General features: G+C 40.5%; 19 protein-coding genes. 5 read left to right on the top strand and 14 right to left on the bottom strand.

What is annotated here, in order from left to right; translation table 11 throughout:
* Positions 1 to 96: 96 nt before the first annotated feature.
* On the bottom strand, positions 97 to 879 hold the full coding sequence (locus tag RST01_RS11945; RefSeq protein WP_147197097.1) for an exodeoxyribonuclease III: 783 nt from the start codon (positions 877 to 879) through the stop codon (positions 97 to 99).
* A gap of 156 nt (positions 880 to 1,035) precedes the next feature.
* Positions 1,036 to 1,950, bottom strand: a complete 915-nt coding sequence (murB, locus tag RST01_RS11940; RefSeq protein ID WP_147197095.1) for a UDP-N-acetylmuramate dehydrogenase — start codon at positions 1,948 to 1,950, stop codon at positions 1,036 to 1,038.
* Positions 1,951 to 2,127: 177 nt separating this feature from the next.
* Between murB and RST01_RS11935 the strand changes: the two genes are divergently transcribed.
* Positions 2,128 to 2,493, top strand: coding sequence for a DUF2500 domain-containing protein (locus tag RST01_RS11935; RefSeq protein ID WP_147197093.1), 366 nt, complete (start codon positions 2,128 to 2,130; stop codon positions 2,491 to 2,493).
* A 99-nt stretch (positions 2,494 to 2,592) separates the two neighbouring features.
* Here RST01_RS11935 and RST01_RS11930 read toward each other — a convergent pair whose 3' ends face one another.
* Complete coding sequence (locus RST01_RS11930; RefSeq protein WP_066790332.1) at positions 2,593 to 3,240, bottom strand: FMN-dependent NADH-azoreductase; 648 nt, start codon at positions 3,238 to 3,240, stop codon at positions 2,593 to 2,595.
* 115 nt (positions 3,241 to 3,355) lie between these two features.
* Entirely contained in the window at positions 3,356 to 4,063 is a 708-nt protein-coding gene (locus RST01_RS11925; RefSeq protein ID WP_147197158.1) for a DsbA family oxidoreductase, read from the bottom strand.
* Between the two features lie 136 nt (positions 4,064 to 4,199).
* Between RST01_RS11925 and RST01_RS11920 the strand changes: the two genes are divergently transcribed.
* Complete coding sequence (locus RST01_RS11920; RefSeq protein ID WP_147197091.1) at positions 4,200 to 5,570, top strand: FAD-dependent oxidoreductase; 1,371 nt, start codon at positions 4,200 to 4,202, stop codon at positions 5,568 to 5,570.
* A 58-nt stretch (positions 5,571 to 5,628) separates the two neighbouring features.
* Here the strand turns inward: RST01_RS11920 and RST01_RS11915 are convergent, their stop codons facing one another.
* The 8 genes from RST01_RS11915 to RST01_RS11880 all read right to left on the bottom strand — a co-directional run bounded on the left by RST01_RS11915 (position 5,629) and on the right by RST01_RS11880 (position 14,673).
* Positions 5,629 to 6,555: a manganese-dependent inorganic pyrophosphatase gene (locus RST01_RS11915; RefSeq protein ID WP_147197089.1), complete on the bottom strand. Its 927-nt coding sequence runs from the start codon at positions 6,553 to 6,555 to the stop codon at positions 5,629 to 5,631.
* A gap of 129 nt (positions 6,556 to 6,684) precedes the next feature.
* On the bottom strand, positions 6,685 to 7,797 hold the full coding sequence (gene menC, locus RST01_RS11910; protein ID WP_147197087.1) for an o-succinylbenzoate synthase: 1,113 nt from the start codon (positions 7,795 to 7,797) through the stop codon (positions 6,685 to 6,687).
* A 26-nt stretch (positions 7,798 to 7,823) separates the two neighbouring features.
* On the bottom strand, positions 7,824 to 8,954 hold the full coding sequence (locus RST01_RS11905) for a M20 peptidase aminoacylase family protein (protein WP_147197085.1): 1,131 nt from the start codon (positions 8,952 to 8,954) through the stop codon (positions 7,824 to 7,826).
* Positions 8,955 to 9,659: 705 nt separating this feature from the next.
* Complete coding sequence (gene tatC, locus RST01_RS11900) at positions 9,660 to 10,544, bottom strand: twin-arginine translocase subunit TatC (RefSeq protein WP_147197083.1); 885 nt, start codon at positions 10,542 to 10,544, stop codon at positions 9,660 to 9,662.
* A gap of 15 nt (positions 10,545 to 10,559) precedes the next feature.
* Entirely contained in the window at positions 10,560 to 10,775 is a 216-nt protein-coding gene (gene tatA, locus RST01_RS11895) for a twin-arginine translocase TatA/TatE family subunit (RefSeq protein WP_173668486.1), read from the bottom strand.
* A gap of 54 nt (positions 10,776 to 10,829) precedes the next feature.
* Positions 10,830 to 12,539, bottom strand: a complete 1,710-nt coding sequence (locus RST01_RS11890) for a GMC family oxidoreductase (RefSeq protein ID WP_147197081.1) — start codon at positions 12,537 to 12,539, stop codon at positions 10,830 to 10,832.
* Between the two features lie 15 nt (positions 12,540 to 12,554).
* Positions 12,555 to 13,301, bottom strand: coding sequence for a gluconate 2-dehydrogenase subunit 3 family protein (locus tag RST01_RS11885; RefSeq protein WP_147197079.1), 747 nt, complete (start codon positions 13,299 to 13,301; stop codon positions 12,555 to 12,557).
* Between the two features lie 163 nt (positions 13,302 to 13,464).
* Positions 13,465 to 14,673, bottom strand: coding sequence for an MFS transporter (locus RST01_RS11880; protein ID WP_147197077.1), 1,209 nt, complete (start codon positions 14,671 to 14,673; stop codon positions 13,465 to 13,467).
* Positions 14,674 to 14,912: 239 nt separating this feature from the next.
* On the opposite strand from RST01_RS11880, the gene thrC reads away from it, so the two are divergent.
* Both thrC and thrB read left to right on the top strand, forming a co-directional pair.
* On the top strand, positions 14,913 to 15,965 hold the full coding sequence (thrC, locus tag RST01_RS11875; RefSeq protein WP_147197156.1) for a threonine synthase: 1,053 nt from the start codon (positions 14,913 to 14,915) through the stop codon (positions 15,963 to 15,965).
* Positions 15,962 to 16,870 (top strand): homoserine kinase, encoded by a 909-nt coding sequence (gene thrB / locus RST01_RS11870; protein ID WP_147197075.1) that lies wholly within the window; start codon positions 15,962 to 15,964, stop codon positions 16,868 to 16,870. Before thrC ends, thrB begins: the two co-directional genes overlap by 4 nt.
* A 396-nt stretch (positions 16,871 to 17,266) precedes the next feature.
* On the opposite strand, the gene zupT is transcribed toward thrB, so the two are convergent.
* On the bottom strand, positions 17,267 to 18,079 hold the full coding sequence (zupT, locus tag RST01_RS11865) for a zinc transporter ZupT (RefSeq protein WP_147197074.1): 813 nt from the start codon (positions 18,077 to 18,079) through the stop codon (positions 17,267 to 17,269).
* Between the two features lie 177 nt (positions 18,080 to 18,256).
* On the opposite strand from zupT, the gene RST01_RS11860 reads away from it, so the two are divergent.
* Positions 18,257 to 19,465 (top strand): MFS transporter, encoded by a 1,209-nt coding sequence (locus RST01_RS11860; RefSeq protein WP_147197072.1) that lies wholly within the window; start codon positions 18,257 to 18,259, stop codon positions 19,463 to 19,465.
* 75 nt (positions 19,466 to 19,540) lie between these two features.
* On the opposite strand, the gene RST01_RS11855 is transcribed toward RST01_RS11860, so the two are convergent.
* On the bottom strand, positions 19,541 to 20,788 hold the full coding sequence (locus tag RST01_RS11855) for a YeeE/YedE family protein (protein WP_147197070.1): 1,248 nt from the start codon (positions 20,786 to 20,788) through the stop codon (positions 19,541 to 19,543).
* Positions 20,789 to 20,894 lie beyond the last annotated feature (106 nt).

The raw sequence follows: 20,894 nt of genomic DNA, 5'->3' as shown, positions 1-20,894 counted from the left end.
ATCCTGAGGGGATTCAGCTCAAGCTTTTTTCCGCAAGAGACGCCGTACTCCAATGCATGCCATTGTAAATTTGTTCATCATTGAAGGAAGAATATTTTATTCTGTTCTAGTCTCAACCATTTGGTCAATATTCATTTCTAGAAGAACTGGACAATGATCACTTCCTGCTATTGCATGATGGATGTCTACTTTTTTTATAGATTCCTCAAGCCTTTTAGAGATAATAAAGTAGTCAATGCGCCAGCCAATATTTCTTTCCCTTACTTTGTTCATATATGACCACCATGTATAACGATCTGTTGCTTCAGGGTAAACAGAGCGGAATGAATCGACAAAGCCGCTGTTTAATAGTCTCGTCATTCGGCCTCTTTCTTCTTCTGTAAAACCAGAGTTCCCTATGTTGGCTTTGGGGTTTTTTAAATCGATTGATTGGTGTGCGACATTCAAGTCACCACAGTAAATGACAGGTTTCTTTTCATCTAACTCTTTTAAGTAAGCACGCAGTTCATCTTCCCACAGCAGCCTATACTCCAAACGAGCCAGATCCCGCTTCGAATTCGGTGTATATACATTTACTAAGTAGAAGTTTTCATATTCCAATGTAATAATTCGGCCTTCGTCTTGTGTGTCCGCATCGCCAACACCATAACTGACTGATAAAGGTTCATGTTTAGTAAAAATGGCTGTTCCTGAATACCCTTTTTTCTCCGCATCATTCCAAAATTGATAATACCCAGGCAAATCGATCTCTACTTGCCCAGTTTGGCATTTTGTTTCCTGGATGCAGAAAAAATCTGGTTCTTCCTGATGAAAATAGTCAAGAAACCCTTTCTTCAAGCATGCGCGAATACCATTGACGTTCCATGATATAAATTTCATCCTATAAAACTCCTTCAAAAAATATAGATTTTGGAAGAATACAATATTCCTCACTAGAAAAGACATTTCCCCTGTTTATTTCATGCTAACCCATCTATAAAAATAGACGCCCTCCATGGTATAACGGAAGGCGTCTTCTTAACATTATATCTAGTCTTATTTTACATCCTCGCCGACAATTTTAACTTCTGTTTCAAGATCTATGTTGAATTTCTCTTTTACAGTACGCTGAACCATACGGATTGTCTCAATATAATCCGTTGCTGTCGCATTGCCTTTATTGATGATAAAGCCGGCATGTTTTGTGGATACTTCTGCTCCACCCACACCTTTACCTTGCAAGCCACTATCTTGAATTAGCTTGCCTGCAAAATGACCTGGGGGGCGTTTGAATACACTGCCTGCTGAAGGAAATTCAAGAGGCTGCTTCGACTCTCGCTTGTATGTTAAATCAGCAATCGTTTCATCAATAGTTGCTTGGTCGCCTTTCTTCAATTCAAAAATGGAAGAAAGCGCGTAATAACCCTTCTTCGCAATAATGCTTTGGCGATAGCCGAGTTCTAACTGTTCCTTTGTCAGGTTTAATATATCGCCACTTGGCGTCATGACCTTGCAGCTGACGATTACATCATTAATTTCACCGCCATATGCACCTGCATTCATTGCCATCGCTCCACCTACTGAGCCTGGAATACCGCAAGAAAATTCAAGGCCACTCAATGATTGCGCGGCAGCTGCTCTTGATACATCGATGATCAGTGCTCCAGCTTGAGCATACACGGTCGTCCCTTCAATACGGATTTCATCCAATTTAGAGAGGTTTAGAACAATTCCACGAAGGCCTCCGTCACGGATGACCATGTTTGATCCATTTCCTAATAGAAATAGAGGTACGTCATGCTGGTGGGCATACTTGACAACTTCTGCCGCTTCTTCTTCAGTGGAAGGCATAACAAGCAAATCTGCATTGCCGCCTAGCTTTGTCATTGTGTATTTATTAAGTGGTTCATCTATTTTGATATCATCGGGATTTACAATCGTTTTTAAATCATTCATCCATTGTTCTTTCATCTCCGAAAGTCCATTCCCTTCATACTTATTCATAACTAAGTATGAATAACGAAGGCCCATTTTACAAGTAATATTCTTTGGCTAAAGCAACCGGAACATGGGTTGAAACTTTCTCTAGGTCTATTCGTATAATAAATTGAAATACATATTATAGGATTATTGTAAGGGGTGGCAGGAATGATATTAGAAGAACAAGGATTTAGCTTATTTACGATTGTACCGATTATCGTTGGCATTGGTTTTGTGATTGTAATCGGTATTTTAATTATCAGTGCAGCCAAGGGGCTGAACACGTGGACAACGAATAATAACTCACCTATCCTCACTGTTCCTGCTGCAATCGTAGCCAAACGTACCGAAGTTAGCGGCGGAGGACATGATACAAGTGCCAGCACAAGCTACTATGCGACATTTGAATTAGAAAACGGAGAACGAGTTGAATTGCGGGTGAGCGGTAAAGTATATGGTTCTTTTGTTGAAGGAGACAATGGTACGCTGACATACCAGGGAACGCGCTATCATCAATTTGAACGAAAACTGTAATTTAGCCCTAACCGTTCAATAATAAGTAAAGCACCCCCAAAGCTAGAGTTATCTCTAACATAGGAGGTGCTTTTTATTGTTCTATTTCTAACTTGTTGCTTACGCTTTAACAGCCATTTCAACTAAACGATTAGCTGCTGCTTTAACTTCTTCTAAACCGTCAGCGATGATTTCTTGTGCTTTAGCAGGCATTGCATTATGACCTTCGATAACAACTTCTTCGATAATGTCCATACCGAAAACGCCGCCAAATACATTACGCATATAGTTAACAGCCATTTCCATAGATGCCATTTCTGGAGTAGAATAAATGCCACCACGTGCGTTTAGCAAGATAGCTTTTTTCTCAGGCATTAGGCTAATCATATTACCTGCTTCATCGTATTTGAATGCAAAACCAGCTGCATATACATAGTCGATGAAAGTTTGTAATTTAGCAGGAATAGTCAAGTTCCATAGAGGGAATGCAAATACGACTACATCAGCAGCTGTAAGTGCGTCCATTGCTTTTTGTTTAGCAGCAAGTGTACGTTGTTGAAGCTCAGACAACTCTTCACCATTTTGCAATTTACCAAAAGCATCTAGTAAATCTTGACCGAAATAAGGAGTATCTTCTTCATATACGTCATATACAGTCACATTTAAATCAGAACCTTTTAAAGTTTCCATAAATGTTTCATACATTTTGCTTGATATAGCTTGATCCGCTGGGCGGTTATTTGCTTTAACAACTAATACGTTTGTCATTAGTCACACACTCTCTTTTCGTGTAATATTATATCTCAAATTCAAGATATTTTAATTTTAATGTAAAACCCATCCGAAGTCAACGAATGGGTTTTCATACTTTTGACTGAAATTTTTAGAAATCACAATGATCGTCTGTGCATATTCCCTGGCCATCTTGCCCCATCATTTTTAATGTAGGACGAAGATTTTCTTCCTCTGCGACTTGTTGAATTGCTTTTTCGAACACTTCATTAGGTTGAGCTCCTGAGATCGCATACTTCCCATTCAACACAAAGAATGGAACCCCTCTTACGCCAATTTGGGCTGCTTCTTGTATATCTCGCAATACGTCGTCAGCGAATGAGCCATTTGCCAAGACTTCCTCTGCGTCCTTGCGTTCGATACCTACTTCTGCGGCCAACTCAACTAATGTATCCGTTAAGCCAATTTCCTTCGCTTCGATAAAATAGGCACGAAGCAAACGCTCGCTCATTTCGGCCCCTAACCCTTTGGTTGCTGCATATTTTGCAAGGCGATGTGCCTTAAATGTATTCGCAGGTTTTAAGTGGTCGTAATCATAATCCAAGCCCAATTCCTTCGCACGGGCAATGATGCCTTGTGATTGAATTTTTGCTTGTTCTACTGTCGTGCCATATTTCTTTGCAACGACTTCATACATGCTTTCATCTGATGTATCTTTCGATTCAGGACTAAGCTGGTAGCCTTTAAAGACAACTTCCACTTGATCCTTAAATCCTGTTTTATTCAATGCATTCTCTAATTCTCGTTTACCTATATAACAAAATGGACATACATAATCTGACCAAACTTCTATTTTCATCATGATCACCTCGCCTCTATTGTATCTATCACTTCATTCAAAAGGCAATTTTATTGCCCGGCCGTTCAATCCATGACAACTAAATGTTTAAACTTCATATGAATAACACAACCTAGGAAAAAACAGGAGATTATATATGTATAAATCACTTTGGCTACAACAACCAACAGAGCATTCAAAAGCTGCACTTGGCGAATCAATCGAAACAGATGTATGTATTATTGGTGGCGGATTAAGTGGCATAATGACTGCCTATCATCTGTCTAAAGCAGGAAAAGACGTAGTATTGCTAGAAGGAGATTCCGTATTGGGAGGTGCAACCGGCCATTCTACCGGGAAACTGACAGCTCAGCACGGTGCCATCTATCAAACACTGATCAAGCAATTCGGAAGTGATGGGGCTTCTCTTTACTATAAACTCAACCAAAAGGCTGTTTCTTCGGGATTCGATTTAGTAGGCTCAGATGTCATCCAGCCCTCTACATCTATCCTGTATACACAGGAAGAGTTTAATAGAAAGAAGCTGGAAGACGAATGGGATGCCTATAAACAGTTGAATATTGCTGGCACAATGAATCCGAAGAGTGAAATCCCTTATCCAACGAAATTGTCTGTTTCAATGGCAGAGCAAGCCCAAATCCATCCTGTTCGTTTTGGTCGTGAAATGCTTGCTAAAGCCATGGCTGCAGGAACGAAGGTTTATGAGCATACGCGAGTTCAGCATGTGGATATTCAAAATAAAAAGGCGACAACACATAGCGGACATACGGTTTCATGCAAAGATTTAGTCATTGCATCTCATTACCCCATTGAAGCACTTAGGGGACTGCATTTATTTAAATTAGAAATCAATCGTTCTTATATTATTGCTTTTAAAACACCCGACCCTTATAAAGGGCAATATCTTTCAGTTGATACCGCTGTAAGATCTATACGAACAGCACTGATTGACGGTGAAAATTATTTGTTGCTTGCAGGGCCAAGTCATAAAGCAGGCACTAAATCGGATACGTATAAATATTATGATGAGATTGAAGCAGAGGGACATGACAGATTCGATGCAAAAGATATTCCTTTTAAATGGTCGGCACAGGACCCTGAGACACCTGACTTACTTCCATATGTTGGACATCTTGGCTCTGGGACTCCACACGTCTGGATTGCGACAGGTTTTAGAAAATGGGGAATCTCCAACTCTCTTGTCACAGGACAGCTAATTAGCGATGGCATATTAGGTACCCCAAACAAGGGCTTAGATCTTTATTCGCCTAGCCATACAAAGCTAGGCACTGCACTCGCACAAGCTTTAAAAATCGGCAGCCAAGTAGCAGTTGATTTTGTAGGTGGCTATATCACTCGAACTTCTACTCCTCGCTGTACACATATGGGCTGTAAAACCAGATGGAATGAAGCGGATGAAACGTGGGATTGTCCGTGTCATGGATCCCGTTTTTCAAAAGAGGGCTTGGTTATAGAAGGCCCTGCCGTTGACCCGCTTGAATTGTGATGATTGATCTTATAAAAAAGAGCTGACTCTCTTGTTCCAGGGAGTCAGCTCTTTATTTTTAGCCTAATACTTCAGTTAGTGTTGGGACGATTTGTTTTTTACGTGATACAACACCTTTTAATACAATACGGTTGTTTTCTAGCACTGAACGGAATGCAGGAGCAGCTTTATCTGCAACCTTACCAACCGGTACAGCAACAGAGTCATTGTTTAGAATGTCTGTGACTACAAAGAAGAATAAATCTAACTCTTTATCTTGTACTTCTTTTTCTAACAATTTTTCTAACTCTTCTTGGCGATCAAATACATCGTTGATATCTACTGCGTTTACTTGTGCAATCACAACTTTATGGTCGCCCATTGCGAATTCTTTCGCATCTAATGATAATAAGTCTTCCAATGTTTTATCACTTAGGTCGGCACCTGCTTTCAACATAGCAAGTCCATATTCTTCTGCATTCACATTTGCTTTTTCTGCTAATTCTTTCGCTGCTTGCACATCTTCTTCTGTGCAGGTAGGTGATTTAAATAGCAATGTATCAGAAATGATAGCAGAAAGCATTAAACCTGCGTAGTTTGCAGGAACTTCTACATTTTTTTCTTTAAAGATTTTATTTAAGATGGTTGCTGTACATCCAACTGGCTCAGCACGGTAATACAAAGGATCAGCCGTTTCGAAGTTCGCGATACGGTGGTGATCGATTACTTCAAGTACTTGTACTTCTTCTATATCAGTTACAGATTGTTGGCGCTCATTGTGGTCGACTAAAATGACCTGTTGTACTTCTGGTGTCGCTTTTTCAATCAAGCGGGGTGCATCAAAGCCGAATTTTTCTAGTGCATAAGCCGTTTCATTGTTTAGCTCACCTAAGCGAACAGCTTCAGCATCGACGCCGATTTGTTGTTTTAAATATGCATACACTAATGCAGATGTAATTGTATCTGTATCAGGGTTTTTATGTCCGAATACTAGGACGTTACTCATGTATATATTCCTCCCAAAATGAATTACCGATTCTTTTTTTATTTTATCAAAAAGATAACATATAGTCGCTAGATTCGCACAAAAAAGATGTTCCCTGTCCATAGCCAGGAAAACAGGAACAAGTCATCATCATTTCGCACGATAAACCTTTTCCTTCACTGTATAACGTTCAATCGCAGAATGATTGATTTCATAGCCTATTCCCCGTTCTTTTGAAATGCTAATATAGCCATTTTTCACCGTAATTTCAGGTGTGATGATGTCCTCTTCCCAGTAATGTGCAGAGCCTGCTGTATCTCCTGGCAGCGTAAAATTAGCCAGCGTAGATAAGGCGATAGCGTGTGCCCTTCCGATACCCGCCTCAAGCATACCACCGCACCATACTGCCATCTCATGTTTAGCACACAAATCATGGATACGTTTTGCTTCCGTCAGGCCGCCTACTCGGGCATATTTGATGTTCATCACTTTACAGCTTCCAAGATCAATCGCTGCCTCAGCATCTTCGTATGAAGTGATGCTTTCATCTAGACAGATAGGTGTTTTTAACTGACTTTGAAGCTTCGCATGCTGCACAATATCATTTGCGCCTAGCGGCTGTTCAATCATCAACAAACCATATTGATCTAGTTCTTGAAGCAATGCTAAATCATTAAGCGTATAACATGAATTGGCATCCGCCATTAAAGGGACATCTGGATATTCATTTCTAATCGCATTAAGCAGTGCAATATCCTCGCCTGGTTTAATTTTCACCTTTATACGCTGATAGCCAGCTTCTAAAGCATCCTCAATTTTTTGATAAAGCTGCTGATGTGTAGGCTGTATGCCGATACTCACTCCAACAGCCACCTTTTCTTTTTGACCGCCTAAAGCTGTTGCAAGAGGAATAGATTGCTTCTTAGCATAAAGATCCCATATCGCGGTTTCCAACGTAGCCTTAGCCATGCTGTTACGACGGATACTGCTAAAGATTTCGCTGACCATATCCGGGTGATGAATCTCTTTGCCCATAATAAGCGGTAGTAGAAAATCCTCTAGTACATGCCAGCTCGTTTTCATCGTCTCTTCCGTATACCAAGGCACTTCAAATGCGACGCCTTCTCCATATCCGATAAGACCATCTCGATCCCTTGCTTCAAGAATAAGAAATTGTTTATCCTGCACGCTACCAAAGCTGGTTTTAAAAGGAGATTTCATCCGCATTTTTAATTGGCGGATCTTAACTTGTTCTATATTCAACTTTAAACTCACCTATATTCGTTTCATTATTTGACTGTTGAACCAGTTGCTTTTAAAACTGATCTCGTTAGTATTTCAACTCCAGGCAAAAGCTGGGCATGGTTGAATGTCATATCAGGGTGATGTAGCCCTGGGGATAAACCACACCCTAATCCTAGCATAGTAGCTTTAATATGTGGCCTCAATTTGCTGTAAAAATGGAAGTCTTCCCCTCCTGGTGTAAAGAGGGCAGGCCTTAGTTTTTCTTCACCGACAGACTCTATAATCGCGTGTTTTAGAATCTCTTCCGCTTCCTCATTTACTTTCGCTGCCGCTATATCAGTCAAAACCTTTAACTCAATATTCGCTTCATATAAAGTACTAACTCCTTTAACAATGCGCTGAATATCTTTATATAACTCTTGCATGCCTTCGTTCGTTTGGGCTCTTACATCCACGTTAATGAATGCTTTGCCGGGTATGATATTGCCTGATCTGCCTCCAGCCTGGAAAACCGTCACCTTTGCGGAATAGGGAATCATTGAATCGATACGAATGGATTTTAAAGCTTCTACTAGGCTGCTCCCCACTTCGATTGCGTTCTTACCTAAATGCGGCCTTGCAGCATGAGCTTCAACACCATAAATTTCCGAGGAAATAGTCATGGATGCGCCATGATGGATGGCCGGCGAAAAAGTGCCATCTTCGAGCTCCTGTATAGGACGCAAATGTACACCAAACAAATAATCTACATCATCGATCAATCCCCGTTCCACAAAGGAAAGAGCCCCTTGTCCCTTTTCCTCAGCCGGTTGGAATAAAACACGCAAGGTTCCCTTCCACTCGATTGACAACTTTTTCATAAGAAGTAGCACCCCAATAATCATAGTCATGTGCCCATCATGTCCACATGAATGATTGGCTCGCATTTCCCCGTCTACTTCCTGCCAAAGGGCATCCATATCTGTCCTTAAACCAACAACCGGCTTGCCTTCCCCGATCTCAACATACAGACCCGTACTGTCTTTTAATGTATGGACCTTATAACCTTCTTCTTGCAATAACGATTCAATATATTCTGTTGTGCGGTATTCCTCCCACGCGATTTCCGGATTAGCGTGCAGATGTTGAAATATTCCCTTGAGCTTCGACTCTATTTCCTTTAACTTTTCTTTCATCATACCCCATCCTTTATCGTTAAATAGCCTTTCTAGAAATTGACGGACATGCATGTAAATTATAAAAATAAATCGTATAAATTAACGAATTTCGATGTATTCGCTTTCAATAAACTATTACTCCTTAAGGAATTGTATTTGCAATTATTAGGATTTATGCCCTGCTGTTACATACGGCAAACCTATCGGAAAGTCTCGAGGGGATTGGGGTCACTTAACCGGTTATTGAGGTCACTCACTCCTCTATTACGGACACTCATCCGATTATTCAGGTCACTCACGATGAAATTACGGTCACTCGTCTCGATTAGGGCCACTCAACTACCTTTTTTGGTCACTCGCTCCTCTATTACAGACACTCATCCGATTATTCAGGTCACTCACGATGAAATTACGGTCACTCGCCTCGATTAGGGCCACTCAACTACCTTTTTTGGTCACTCACTCCTCTATTACGGACACTCAACCAATTATTCAGGTCACTCACGATGAAATTACGGCCACTCGTCTCGATTAGGGCCACTCAACTACCTTTTTTGGTCACTCGCTGCTCTATTACGGACACTCAACCAATTATTCAGACACTCACGATGAAATTACGGCCACTCGCTCCTCTATTACAGAAACTCTAATTATCTCGGCTCAGCAGCATAAGCAGAAAAAAGCTTGCTGACCCGCTATTCCTGATCAACAAGCTTTTCCTATTTATGAACTAAAACTTTCTTCTTGTAATTCTCTTTTTCTTTCCAATTTCTTCACGATATATATACTGATCTCATAAAGAAGAACCATCGGTACGAGTACCAACAATTGGCTCATAAAATCAGGCGGTGTTATAAGTGCTGAGAAAACGGCCATAATAACGTAAGACCATTTTCGAATATTCTTCATCGTATCTGATGTTAGAACGCCTATTGTCGATAAAAACATAGCAATAATCGGTAATTCAAACAATAATCCAATTGGGACTGTCGTCATGATGAGATAGCTCATGTACTGAGCTGCTGAGATCATTACGTTGAAATTCGATTCGCCTATGCCTACAAGGAAATGGTAGCTAATTGGGTTAATGACAAAATAGCCGAAAGCCACCCCTAAGAGAAATAACAGAAGCATAACGGGCGAATATAAACCAAGAAAACCTTTTTCGTTTTCTTTTAAACCCGGTTTTATAAATGACCATATAAAGTGCATTAAGAATGGCAATGAAAGTCCTACAGCAACTGTTGTAGAGATGGACATATAAAATTTAACAACTTCAAGAGGCCCTAAGATGACTAAGTCGTGCCCTCTTGTTACATACGGAAGCCATTTGTTGACTGTCGCAAATACAAGAATAAAGAAAAAGAGAAAAACAGCTAACCCTTTGATAAGTTGTTTTCTAAGTTCCGCCAGATGTTCAACAAATGCTTCGCTCGTATCCCTAAAGGAGCTTTCCAATCCCTGCTCCTCTTCGATCTCGAGAGAGGCGGAAGGAGCTGGGGAGACGGGCTCAACAGCCGCAGCCTCTTCGCTCCCTTCGTATTCGCTTTCGTCTAATTTATCCAAAGGGCTAAGTACTTTCTTTTTATTTTCTTCATACGGATCCATACGAACACCCTCTAATTAAATTTCGTTTTTATCCTTTACTTTGACAGTTGTGATCGTTTCCTTTTTAGGTTCTTCATGTTCATCCATTAGGCCTTGAGTAGATTTTTTAAACTCAGAGAAAGTTTTGCCTACTGCAGAACCAATCTCCGGCAATTTTTTTGGACCAAAAACGATAAGTACAATGACTAAAATAATGATTAATCCAGGAATACCAATGGCACCTATGCCCATGATGCATCACTCCTTTTATTTGATTTTTGATTTAGCTTTAGAGAAGGTTATTGGTTAAACCAAAGATCCACCTTTTTTGCTATACTTGATAATCCCTTCAGAACAGCGAAGCGCTAAAGCGCCAACAGTGTCAGTAGGGTTATAACCTGAGTTATTCGGGAATGAACCAGCACCCACTGCGAATAGATTTTCGCAATCCCAGTGTTGTAAGTAATTATTAACTACCCCATCCTCAGGTGTTTTACTCATTACAGTACCACCTGTGTTATGTGTTGATTGATAAGGGACGATGCTATAATCCGTTAGATCTGCACGAACTTCTACTTTTTTGGCATCCATTTGTTTTAGAATATCGCCACATTTTTTAGAAATAAAGTGGTGCAGTTTACGATCTTGATCAGTAAAGTTATAGTTTACTTGCAATAAAGGCACGCCATATGCGTCTTTATATTTCGGATCCAATGTTAAGTAGTTTTCTTTATGTGCGATTGAAGCACCTTGTCCACCAACAGACAATGAACGCGTATAGTTTTGGATTGATTCTTTCTTAAACTCAGCTCCCCATGTCGGTGTATCGGCATGCGTTGGGTTGTTCCCAATTGGACGTAAACCAATTTGGGTTAATGCAATATTCGCACCGTGAATAAAACCTAGTTTAGAGTGGTCAAAGTTATCGCCATTAAAGTCATCTAAACATTCACCTAGTGCACCAGCACCCATAAATGTATTAAATTGCTCATCATAAAAACCAGTTGCACCTGGCATAATTTGATAGCAATAATTACGCCCTAAAGTTCCTTTACCTGTATTCGGGTCATACATAGTACCAATTTTAGAGATCATCAGCAATTTAGCGTTATTCATCATAAATGCGCTGAGAACAACCACATCTGCTGGTTGAATATATTCTTCTCCTGTTACAGAATCAATATATCTTACGCCTGTTGCTTTATTTCCTTTAGTAAGAACTTCTACAACATTTGAGTTAAAGCGAATTTCATATTTACCCGTTTTTAATGCTGCTGGAATAACACTTACTTCCGGCGTTGCTTTCGCGCCATACTCACAGCCAAAACGTTCGCAGAAACCACAATATTGGCATGCATTAATATTTTGATCATATTGGTTTTTGTACGGTGCAGATAGGTTCGCAGATGGCATCATGTACGGGTGATACCCCATTTTTTTAGTTGCAGTCTCGAACTTTTTCAACAGAGGTGTCTTTTTCATCGGCTTTGTTGGATAATCATCTGATCGTTTGCCACCAAGTGGATTTTTTTCACCGCTAATACCGGCTATTTTTTCAAATTTATCGTAGTATGGCTCTATTTGATCATAATCCATCCCCCAATCTTGCAGGATGTAATCGGATCCTAAGAAATTCTTTCCATACTTTTTATCAGTAATAGATTTAATTTTAAAATCATACGGTAAGAAACGGAATGTTTGTCCATTCCAGTGAGTACCAGCGCCGCCTAGCCCTTCACCCAACAGGAATGAACCTAGTTGGCGCATCGGCAAAGCTTGTTGTTTACGGTTGTTACGGAAGGTAACTGTTTCTTTTGATAAATCTTGCATCAATTCATATCGAATAGCATAACGGTATTCATCGTGGACGTTCGCAAAGTTTTTGGTTCCACGCTCTTTACCTCTTTCCAAGCCAACTACTTTCAATCCTGCTTTTGTACATTCTGCGGCTACAATTCCGCCTGTCCAGCCTACACCGACTGTTACTACATCAACCTTTGGCAATGTTTTCGCCATAATCCATACCCCCTATTAATGCATACCTAAAGATTTTGGTGCAATTTTTTGGAATCCCTCTTTTTCAATCACATTGATATAGGACATTTGATGTCCAGGGAAACCTTTCATCTTCCATCCTTCCATATTGCGATTGCCTCCATATAGAGGATCGGCATACGCGCCCTCAATGGTTGCTGACCGGAGCAAATTAAAGAAGAATGCGGCAGATACGCCTTTCATCTTCACCTTATCTTTTTGGAATGCCGTTAAAATCACGTCACGCTCTTTATCCGAAATATCAGTAAAACCTTTTTTATAGCGTTTTTGCGCTTCTTGTTCCAGCTTAGAAACGCCTTCAGAGAAAATCTCTGCTCGCGTTAAACGTGTTTGATAGCCTTGCGTTGGGGATCCATCATGGAAAGGTCCTTGCATATATTCTTTCGAATTACTGCCATATTGACCTGCCAGCTGACGGTCAATAAAATAAGGGACGCCAAGATCAATAGCTCCGCCACCTAAATCATCCTTTGGAAAAATACGTTCCGTAGCAGCTGCTAAAACATTAAAATCTGCATCTGTTGTAAAGTACATCTTCCCTTGGCTAGTCTCAGATGTTTTGTTCGAATGTGACTGGTTAGTTTTAGACGGTGCGGCAGTTTTTTTCGAATTGTAGCCGATCAAGCCACCGATTAAACCTCCGCCGATCAAAGTTCCTGTTGCAATACCAGTTGTTTTCAAGAAATCCCGTCTTGAGATATCTTTTTGATTGTCATTGCTCAATTTGTTACCTCCCTTAAATACATAAAATTACATAGCAATTTGTTGAATAAAAAATTGCTCTTTAAGGTAATTTGTTCCCTTTTTGTTTCGAATTTAATCTTTCTAAATAAAAATAATTACAAAAAAGGACTAGCAACCTATGCTAGTCCCTAAAAATTACTTTTTAATTAATAATTGTTTGCTTTGTTTCCTTTCCAAGTACTATTACAGCTAAGATACCGATTAATATAGCAAGGCAGAAGATAGAGAATATCCAACCAATCGATATGCCTCCTGCCATTAGTGATCCAACAAGCAATGGTCCAAAGATGCCGCCTAATCTCCCTACCGATGCTGCCATGCCGACACCTGTGCCCCTTATCACGGTCGGATATTGTTCTGGTGTATAAGCATAGAGTGCACCCCATGCTCCGAGGTTAAAGAAAGAAAGTAGCATTCCCGAAACCATTAAAAGCCAAGTGCTATCAGCCAGACCAAATGCTAGTGAACTAAATGCCGTGCCTAGCAGGTACACAGAAAGCACCCATTTCCTTCCCCACTTTTCAATCAGCCAAGCAGCTGTAAAATAACCTGGCAATTGAGCTAATGTCATGATTAATACGTACTCAAAACTTTTTATCAGGCTAAACCCTTTTACCACCATAACGCTCGGAAGCCATAAGAAAATACCATAATACGAGAATACAACCGTAAACCATACGATCCATAGCATGATTGTTTGCTTTGCATAAGGTTTAGACCAAACAGCTGCTAAATTTTGTAGCACGCTTCTTTTCTCTTTTTTCTCCTCATACTGGGGCGAATCTGGCAAACGGAGACGAAGGTAAACTGCGTATAATGCTGGAAGCGCCGTTAACAACAATGCAACACGCCAGCCATAATGCGGAATGACAAAATATGAAATTACCGCTGCAAGTAGCCAGCCTACTGCCCAAAAGCTTTCCAGCAATACGACTACCCTTCCTCTTTCTTTCGCTTCCACACTTTCAGATACCAAAGTGGATGCCACTGGGAGTTCTCCTCCTAGTCCCATACCAATCACAAAACGTAATGCCATAAAAATGGCTAGTGAAGAAGCAAATGCAGATATTCCGCTTCCTACTGAAAAAATGATTAATGTCCAAACAAAGACAGACTTACGGCCGACACGATCTGCAAAAATACCAAATACTAACGCTCCTACGGCCATGCCGATCGAGTTAATGCTACCAATCCACCCCATCTGTTCCGAGGTTAACCCCCAATCGCTTGCAAGTGCCGCAATAACGAAAGATAAAATACCTACATCGAGTGCATCAAATAACCATCCTACACCTGCAACGCCCAATAATTTATTGCGCGAAAAAACTTGTGCATTTACTGCTTGTTTCATTCTATTCCCATCCCCCATTATGTGTCTTTACACGTGTAAACATTTATATGTATTTACTATACAACATCAGTAAACATGTGACAATATCTTAAATATTTTACGAAATTTTAGAATATTTATAGGATAGCATTGAAAGCAGGTTCTTTTTTTGATAAAGTGTCTCTTATACATAAACAGCTGTATTTTTAGAAAGTACACCACTTTGCATTTACTAAGGAGGAATTATCATCATGACCGCTATATGGAATGGCTTGCTTAATCATTACAAGGAATTTTTGCCAATCAACAGCAATACACCGCTTTTAACACTTCACGAAGGAAATACACCATTAATCTATCTTGCCAAATTATCTGAAGAGCTGGGGATTGATTTGCACGTAAAGTTTGAAGGTTTAAATCCTACTGGTTCCTTCAAAGACAGAGGAATGGTTATGGCCGTGGCTAAAGCGGTAGAAGAGGGAAGCAAATGCGTAATCTGCGCCTCTACCGGCAATACTTCTGCGTCTGCGGCTGCCTATGCGGCACGAGCAGGCATTGAGGCTATTATCGTGATTCCAAAGGGTAAAGTTGCTGCAGGCAAATTAGCGCAAGCCTATATGTACGGCGCAAAAATCATCGAGATTGATGGCAATTTTGACGAGGCATTGCAACTTGTACGCCAAATCAGTGATACAACAGCCGTAACCTTAGTAAACTCGGTCAATCCCTATCGTTTAGAAGGCCAAAAAACAGCAGCTTTTGAGATTTGCGATGCATTAGGAGACGCACCAGATATCCTAGCTATTCCGGTTGGCAACGCAGGTAATATAAGCGCATATTGGAAAGGCTTTAGAGAATACGCACAGAAAAAAGGTACATCTCTTCCAAGAATGTTTGGTTATGAAGCGGAAGGGGCTGCCGCCATTGTCCGAGGCGAACCAATAGCACATCCTGAAACAATCGCTACGGCCATCCGCATTGGAAATCCAGCCAGTTGGCTATTGGCAGAAATGGCACGCGATGAATCGGACGGTAAAATCAGTGCTGTGACTGATGAAGAAATTCTAAATGCCTATCGATTGATTGCCTCTAAAGAAGGTATTTTTGCTGAACCTGGATCAGCCGCATCTATTGCAGGTGTCTATCAATCTGTAGCGGATGGTTCTATCGCAAAAGGAAGCAAGGTTGTAGCGGTCCTTACAGGCAATGGATTGAAGGATCCTGACACAGCTGTCAGTGCATCCTCTGTCAATGTGGTAACACTTTCGAATAACGAACAGGAAATCCGTGAGTATATCGAGGGACTACTATGAGCAAAACATGGAACATACAAGTACCGGGCAGCACAGCGAATCTAGGACCAGGCTTTGATTCAATTGGAATTGCACTAGGACTATACTTAACTTTAGATGTAACATTAAGTGATCAATGGGCATTTGATCATCAATCAGTTCATTTACCTCAAGAAATAAATACGGAAGACCATTTAATCTATCAAAGCGCAAACTATGCAGCATCATGCTATGGTGCCATACTCCCCTCCTGCAAGGTGATTGTACAAAGCGAATTACCCTTGGCTCGTGGTATTGGGAGCAGTGCGGCTGCCATTGCTGCAGGGGTTGAATTAGCTAATCAACTTTGTGAATTAAACTTAACATTAGAAGAGAAATGCCGTATTACTACTGATTTAGAAGGACACCCAGATAATGCTACGGCATCCCTCTGCGGTGGACTGACAATCGGGGCTATGTTGCCGAATGGAGGACTAAGCCTGCTGAGTGTAAAAGAAATAGATATAGCCTTCGCCCTTTTCATCCCAAATGTAGAGCTTAAAACACAAGAAGCAAGGGATGCCTTGCCTTCTACTTTTGACCGAGGATATGCTGTACAAGCAAGTGCCTATGCTAATGTATTAACAGCCGCCTTATTAATGAATGATTGGAAACGTGTAGGTGAAATGATGGAAGCTGACTTGTTCCATGAACCTTTCAGGGCAAATATAATTCCCTATTATAATAAAATTAGAGAACTGGCGAAGGAAAATGGGGCTTACGGGACAGCGATCAGCGGAGCAGGTCCAACCATGATTTCTTTAGTTCAACCTGAAGAAGTAGATGAATTTGTTGAAAAGATGCGTCCTCACCTGCCGGATTATGAGATAAAAGCTGTTTCCATTGATCGAAATGGGATTCAACTAAAAGTATCAGAGTATATTTAGAATACAGTAAGGGGCTAGCCATATTGGCAACCCCTTTTTTCGTTATTAATAAAATAACAGAATGACTCCAAATAAAAAGCAGGAAACAACAAAGACAGCATAGAGACTATAATTATCAAACACAATATTGAATATGACAAAAAGATAGATCTAAACAAACTAGCGCTATCTTTTTTATATTCTTTTATGATTATGTAAATAATCCAAATTAAGTTTGCTACAAATATAACCATTAATAAACTGCCAAGCAACTTGTCCATTTTCTTCCCCTAATTTCCCATGATGATACATTCTTTGATGTGATTCTTCGCCATTATAGTTGGAAACTGCTCGACATGCAATGTAGTACCGCCCTCTTTTTGCACCAAGAAAGAGGATTGCCGTCAAGCAATCCTCTTAAGGCACCAACAATACTAAACTAATGGCCATAACAATCATGCCAAGAACAACGCCATAAATTGACGAGTGAGCTTCATCGTATTTGCGGGCCGCCGGCAATAATTCGTCTAGTGAGATAAAAACCATAATTCCTGCCACCCCAGCAAATATCATACCAAACATAATATCATTCAAAAATGGCATCAATAATAAATACGCAACGAATGCCCCAACCGGCTCTGCTAAGCCTGATAAAAAAGAAAGCTTAAAAGCTTTTTTCCGGTCCCCTGTTGCAAAGAAAATAGGAACAGATACAGCAATACCTTCAGGGATATTGTGAATTGCGACAGCAATGGCAATCGCTAATCCTAAATTTGGATCACTCAATGCGGAAACAAACGTGGCAATCCCTTCAGGAAAGTTGTGTATGCCAATGGCAAGGGCAGTAAAAACGCCCATCTTCATTAAGCTCGAATAATCTTGTTGTGACGGGCCTTTCTTCAAATCTTCTACCATTTTGACTTCATGCGGATTTCCTTGTTTCGGGATCAGTTTATCTATCAAGGCTATTAGCAGCATGCCTGAAAAGAATCCGATAATTGTAAAAAGATGGCCTTGTTTCTCTCCTAGCTCCCCAACTAGTGCCACTTTAGCTTTGACAAATATCTCAACAAGGGAAACATATATCATAACACCAGCTGAGAAACCTAAAGAAAATGATAAAAATTTAGTATTCGTTCTTGAGGTAAAAAAGGCGATTAAGCTGCCGACTCCTGTTGCCAATCCTGCAAAAAGAGTTAACCCCAATGCATATAGTACACTTGCATCCATTTACATACTCCTTTATGAACTGACTTTTTATTTACTATATGCTTAATGTTTCCTTTATGAAACAATTTTCTTTAAAGCCAAAATAAAAGATGAACCACTTCCCTCTTTCTGGGAATAAACAGGAAAATGTATTTCTTTCTTATTGCGTTTTATAATAAGGTTATCGAGGTGAAAAATATGGAGGAATACATCAAAAGAGGAACATTAGATTTTCGCAAAGCCAACTTGGCATTATTCGCTGGCGCGTTTAGTACTTATGCTAATTTATATATGACGCAGCCAGTGATGCCGACGTTAACAAAATTTTTCCATATATCGCCGGCTGCGGCTAGTCTTTCCCTCTCATTTACTACAGCATCACTTGCCATTTGTATGTTAATAGTAGGTTCTCTTTCTGAAGCATGGGGCCGCAAACCTATTATGACATTTTCTATGATTGCGGTAGCTATTTTAACTTTTCTTATTGCTTTTTCGCCTAACTACCACGTCTTGCTGATCTTGAGAGTTGTCCAAGGCGCTGTTTTTGCAGGTCTACCAGCTATTGCGATGGCTTATTTAGGTGAGGAAATCGATCCAAAAAGCTTAGGAGCGGCAATGGGGCTCTATATAAGTGGAAATTCCATTGGCGGTCTTGCCGGACGGATTGTGATGGGTTCTGTGAGCGATTATTCGAATTGGCGCGTCGGAATGATTGTGATTGGCATTATTAGTTTGCTTCTTGCTATAGCATTTTACTTTTTATTGCCAAAATCTCGTCATTTTGAGCCAGATAAGCTTGCATTAAAGCCACTATTCCAATCTCTTCTTATGCATTTGAAGGATCCTGCATTATTAAGTTTATTCGGTGTTGGATTCTTGCTAATGGGATCTTTTGTAACGATGTACAACTATATAGGTTTCCAATTGATAGAACCACCTTATTCTCTTAGCCAAACAATTGTTGGCTGGATTTTTTTAATTTATCTTGTAGGGACATTCAGTTCGGCATGGATGGGTAGTTTAGCGGACCATCACGGGCGTTACAAAATTCTTTTGAGCGGCATAGGGCTTATGCTTGCCGGTGCTCTCTTATCATTAACGGATAACCTATTTATCAAGATTGCAGGAATAGCGATTCTTACTTTCGGTTTTTTTGGAGCTCATTCCATTGCAAGTGGATGGGTTGGAAAAAGAGCAACACATGAAAAAGCACAAGCTTCTTCGCTTTACCTCTTTTTCTACTACGTAGGATCCAGTGTCGGCGGAACAACCGGCGGACTCTTTTGGTCTAAGTTCGGCTGGAGCGGTGTCGTAGGCATTGTTTTAGTCTTTTTAATCGCAGCGAGCATCCTTGCTTTTGCAATCCATAAGATTACAGTGCGCCAATCGCTCAATGCTAATCAATAAGGATTAAGACACAATAAAAAGGCTTCTGTCATCGTTTAGGATGACAGAAGCCTTTTTGGTGTTATTCTAGTGTATTTAACAAAACGTATCCGTAGATTTTGGATTTTTCAATCCAAAGAGCGGACGTATAAAGAGTGCTACATATGTGCCGAAAAAGGCCATTACTGCCCACACCCAACCATGAAGGCTGAAGGAAGCTATACCGCTGAAATATGCACCAATGTTACAGCCGAATGCAAGACGGGCACCATAACCCATCATAAGACCGCCTACTACAGCTGCTGCTGCTACTTTCGGTTGAAGTTTCTTCGGTTTAAATGTACCTTGGAATGCAGCTGATATAAATGCGCCAAGGATAATACCGAAATTCATGACACTCGTTGCATCAAGGAGCACTGATTGGCTTAAGGCATTGCCTTTAGCACCTGCGAAAAAGCCCCAGCTTGACACGTCTACACCCATTGCCATTAATGCTTTGCCGCCCCATAGTGCAAAAGCAGAAGTAATACCCCAAGGGCTGCCTTTTACCGCTAAAGTCAATGCATTTAACAATGCAAGAATAATAGCAGCTGCGAATAATGGCCAAGAACCGCGAATCATTTTTTTAAAGCCTTTAGTTGTTGGTAGAGGCTTCATCATCGGTGGGCGTTTCTTTTTCGCAATCTGAACAGTAATCCAGTAGATGACAGCAAATGCGATGAGTTGGACGATTAATGCGCCCACATAACCGAGACCTGTTGATTCAGCTAACGAAATGGCTGGCAATGAAGGTGTGTCCTCCATCCAAAATGTGAAATTATATGCACCTAGAACAGATCCCGCAATGAATGCAATGAGCGTTAAAAGCATGGAAGATGTTCCTCCACCCACTTGGTAAAGTGTTCCTGATGCACATCCATTTCCAAGTTGCATACCAATCCCGAAAAGAAATGCACCGACAAGCAAGCTTGTGCCTACAGGTGAAACATTTCCCTCAGGAGCGACTCCAGTAAAACTAAAGCCCGTTCCGAGTATAATCGCGAACAAAATAGATGCAATTGCAAGCATGAGCATATGCGCTTGCAACCCTTGCACATTACCGACTGATGCCAGTCGACGGAAGGCAGAGGTAAAACCAAAGCGTGCATGCAATAACGTCATGCCAAGGGCAATGCCGATAATAAATAGTACACCTTGGGTCCAATTTGCCACGTAAACAATCGAAATCAAAAGAATAATTGCTATAAGAATCCCTGCTGAAGCTAGCGGTTTTTGCATAGGGTTCAGCTTGGCAACCACTGTTGTTGATTTGTGGTCCCAATTTGAGACAGTTTTTTGAGTCATACTTTTCCCCTCTTATCCTATTAGAATACTTGGTTTTATGTTCTTTATAATAGTCTCTTTTCGATAAAAAGTAAAGAAGTTTGCTATTCATTTGATCTGTAATACA

The organism is Rummeliibacillus stabekisii, from assembly GCF_007988965.1.
Taxonomy (GTDB): domain Bacteria; phylum Bacillota; class Bacilli; order Bacillales_A; family Planococcaceae; genus Rummeliibacillus; species Rummeliibacillus stabekisii.
Note: the sequence above shows the minus strand (reverse complement) of the source record. Positions and strands in the feature narration are given on the sequence as shown.

What these genes read in the sequence shown, in the direction of transcription:
- RST01_RS11945 (WP_147197097.1), bottom strand. Translation starts at nt 879, where the DNA reads ATGAAATTTATATCATGGAACGTCAATGGTATTCGCGCATGCTTGAAG.
- murB (WP_147197095.1), bottom strand. Translation starts at nt 1,950, where the DNA reads ATGAAAGAACAATGGATGAATGATTTAAAAACGATTGTAAATCCCGAT.
- RST01_RS11935 (WP_147197093.1), top strand. Translation starts at nt 2,128, where the DNA reads ATGATATTAGAAGAACAAGGATTTAGCTTATTTACGATTGTACCGATT.
- RST01_RS11930 (WP_066790332.1), bottom strand. Translation starts at nt 3,240, where the DNA reads ATGACAAACGTATTAGTTGTTAAAGCAAATAACCGCCCAGCGGATCAA.
- RST01_RS11925 (WP_147197158.1), bottom strand. Translation starts at nt 4,063, where the DNA reads ATGAAAATAGAAGTTTGGTCAGATTATGTATGTCCATTTTGTTATATA.
- RST01_RS11920 (WP_147197091.1), top strand. Translation starts at nt 4,200, where the DNA reads ATGTATAAATCACTTTGGCTACAACAACCAACAGAGCATTCAAAAGCT.
- RST01_RS11915 (WP_147197089.1), bottom strand. Translation starts at nt 6,555, where the DNA reads ATGAGTAACGTCCTAGTATTCGGACATAAAAACCCTGATACAGATACA.
- RST01_RS11905 (WP_147197085.1), bottom strand. Translation starts at nt 8,954, where the DNA reads ATGAAAGAAAAGTTAAAGGAAATAGAGTCGAAGCTCAAGGGAATATTT.
- tatC (WP_147197083.1), bottom strand. Translation starts at nt 10,544, where the DNA reads ATGGATCCGTATGAAGAAAATAAAAAGAAAGTACTTAGCCCTTTGGAT.
- tatA (WP_173668486.1), bottom strand. Translation starts at nt 10,775, where the DNA reads ATGGGCATAGGTGCCATTGGTATTCCTGGATTAATCATTATTTTAGTC.
- RST01_RS11890 (WP_147197081.1), bottom strand. Translation starts at nt 12,539, where the DNA reads ATGGCGAAAACATTGCCAAAGGTTGATGTAGTAACAGTCGGTGTAGGC.
- RST01_RS11880 (WP_147197077.1), bottom strand. Translation starts at nt 14,673, where the DNA reads ATGAAACAAGCAGTAAATGCACAAGTTTTTTCGCGCAATAAATTATTG.
- thrB (WP_147197075.1), top strand. Translation starts at nt 15,962, where the DNA reads ATGAGCAAAACATGGAACATACAAGTACCGGGCAGCACAGCGAATCTA.
- zupT (WP_147197074.1), bottom strand. Translation starts at nt 18,079, where the DNA reads ATGGATGCAAGTGTACTATATGCATTGGGGTTAACTCTTTTTGCAGGA.
- RST01_RS11860 (WP_147197072.1), top strand. Translation starts at nt 18,257, where the DNA reads ATGGAGGAATACATCAAAAGAGGAACATTAGATTTTCGCAAAGCCAAC.
- RST01_RS11855 (WP_147197070.1), bottom strand. Translation starts at nt 20,788, where the DNA reads ATGACTCAAAAAACTGTCTCAAATTGGGACCACAAATCAACAACAGTG.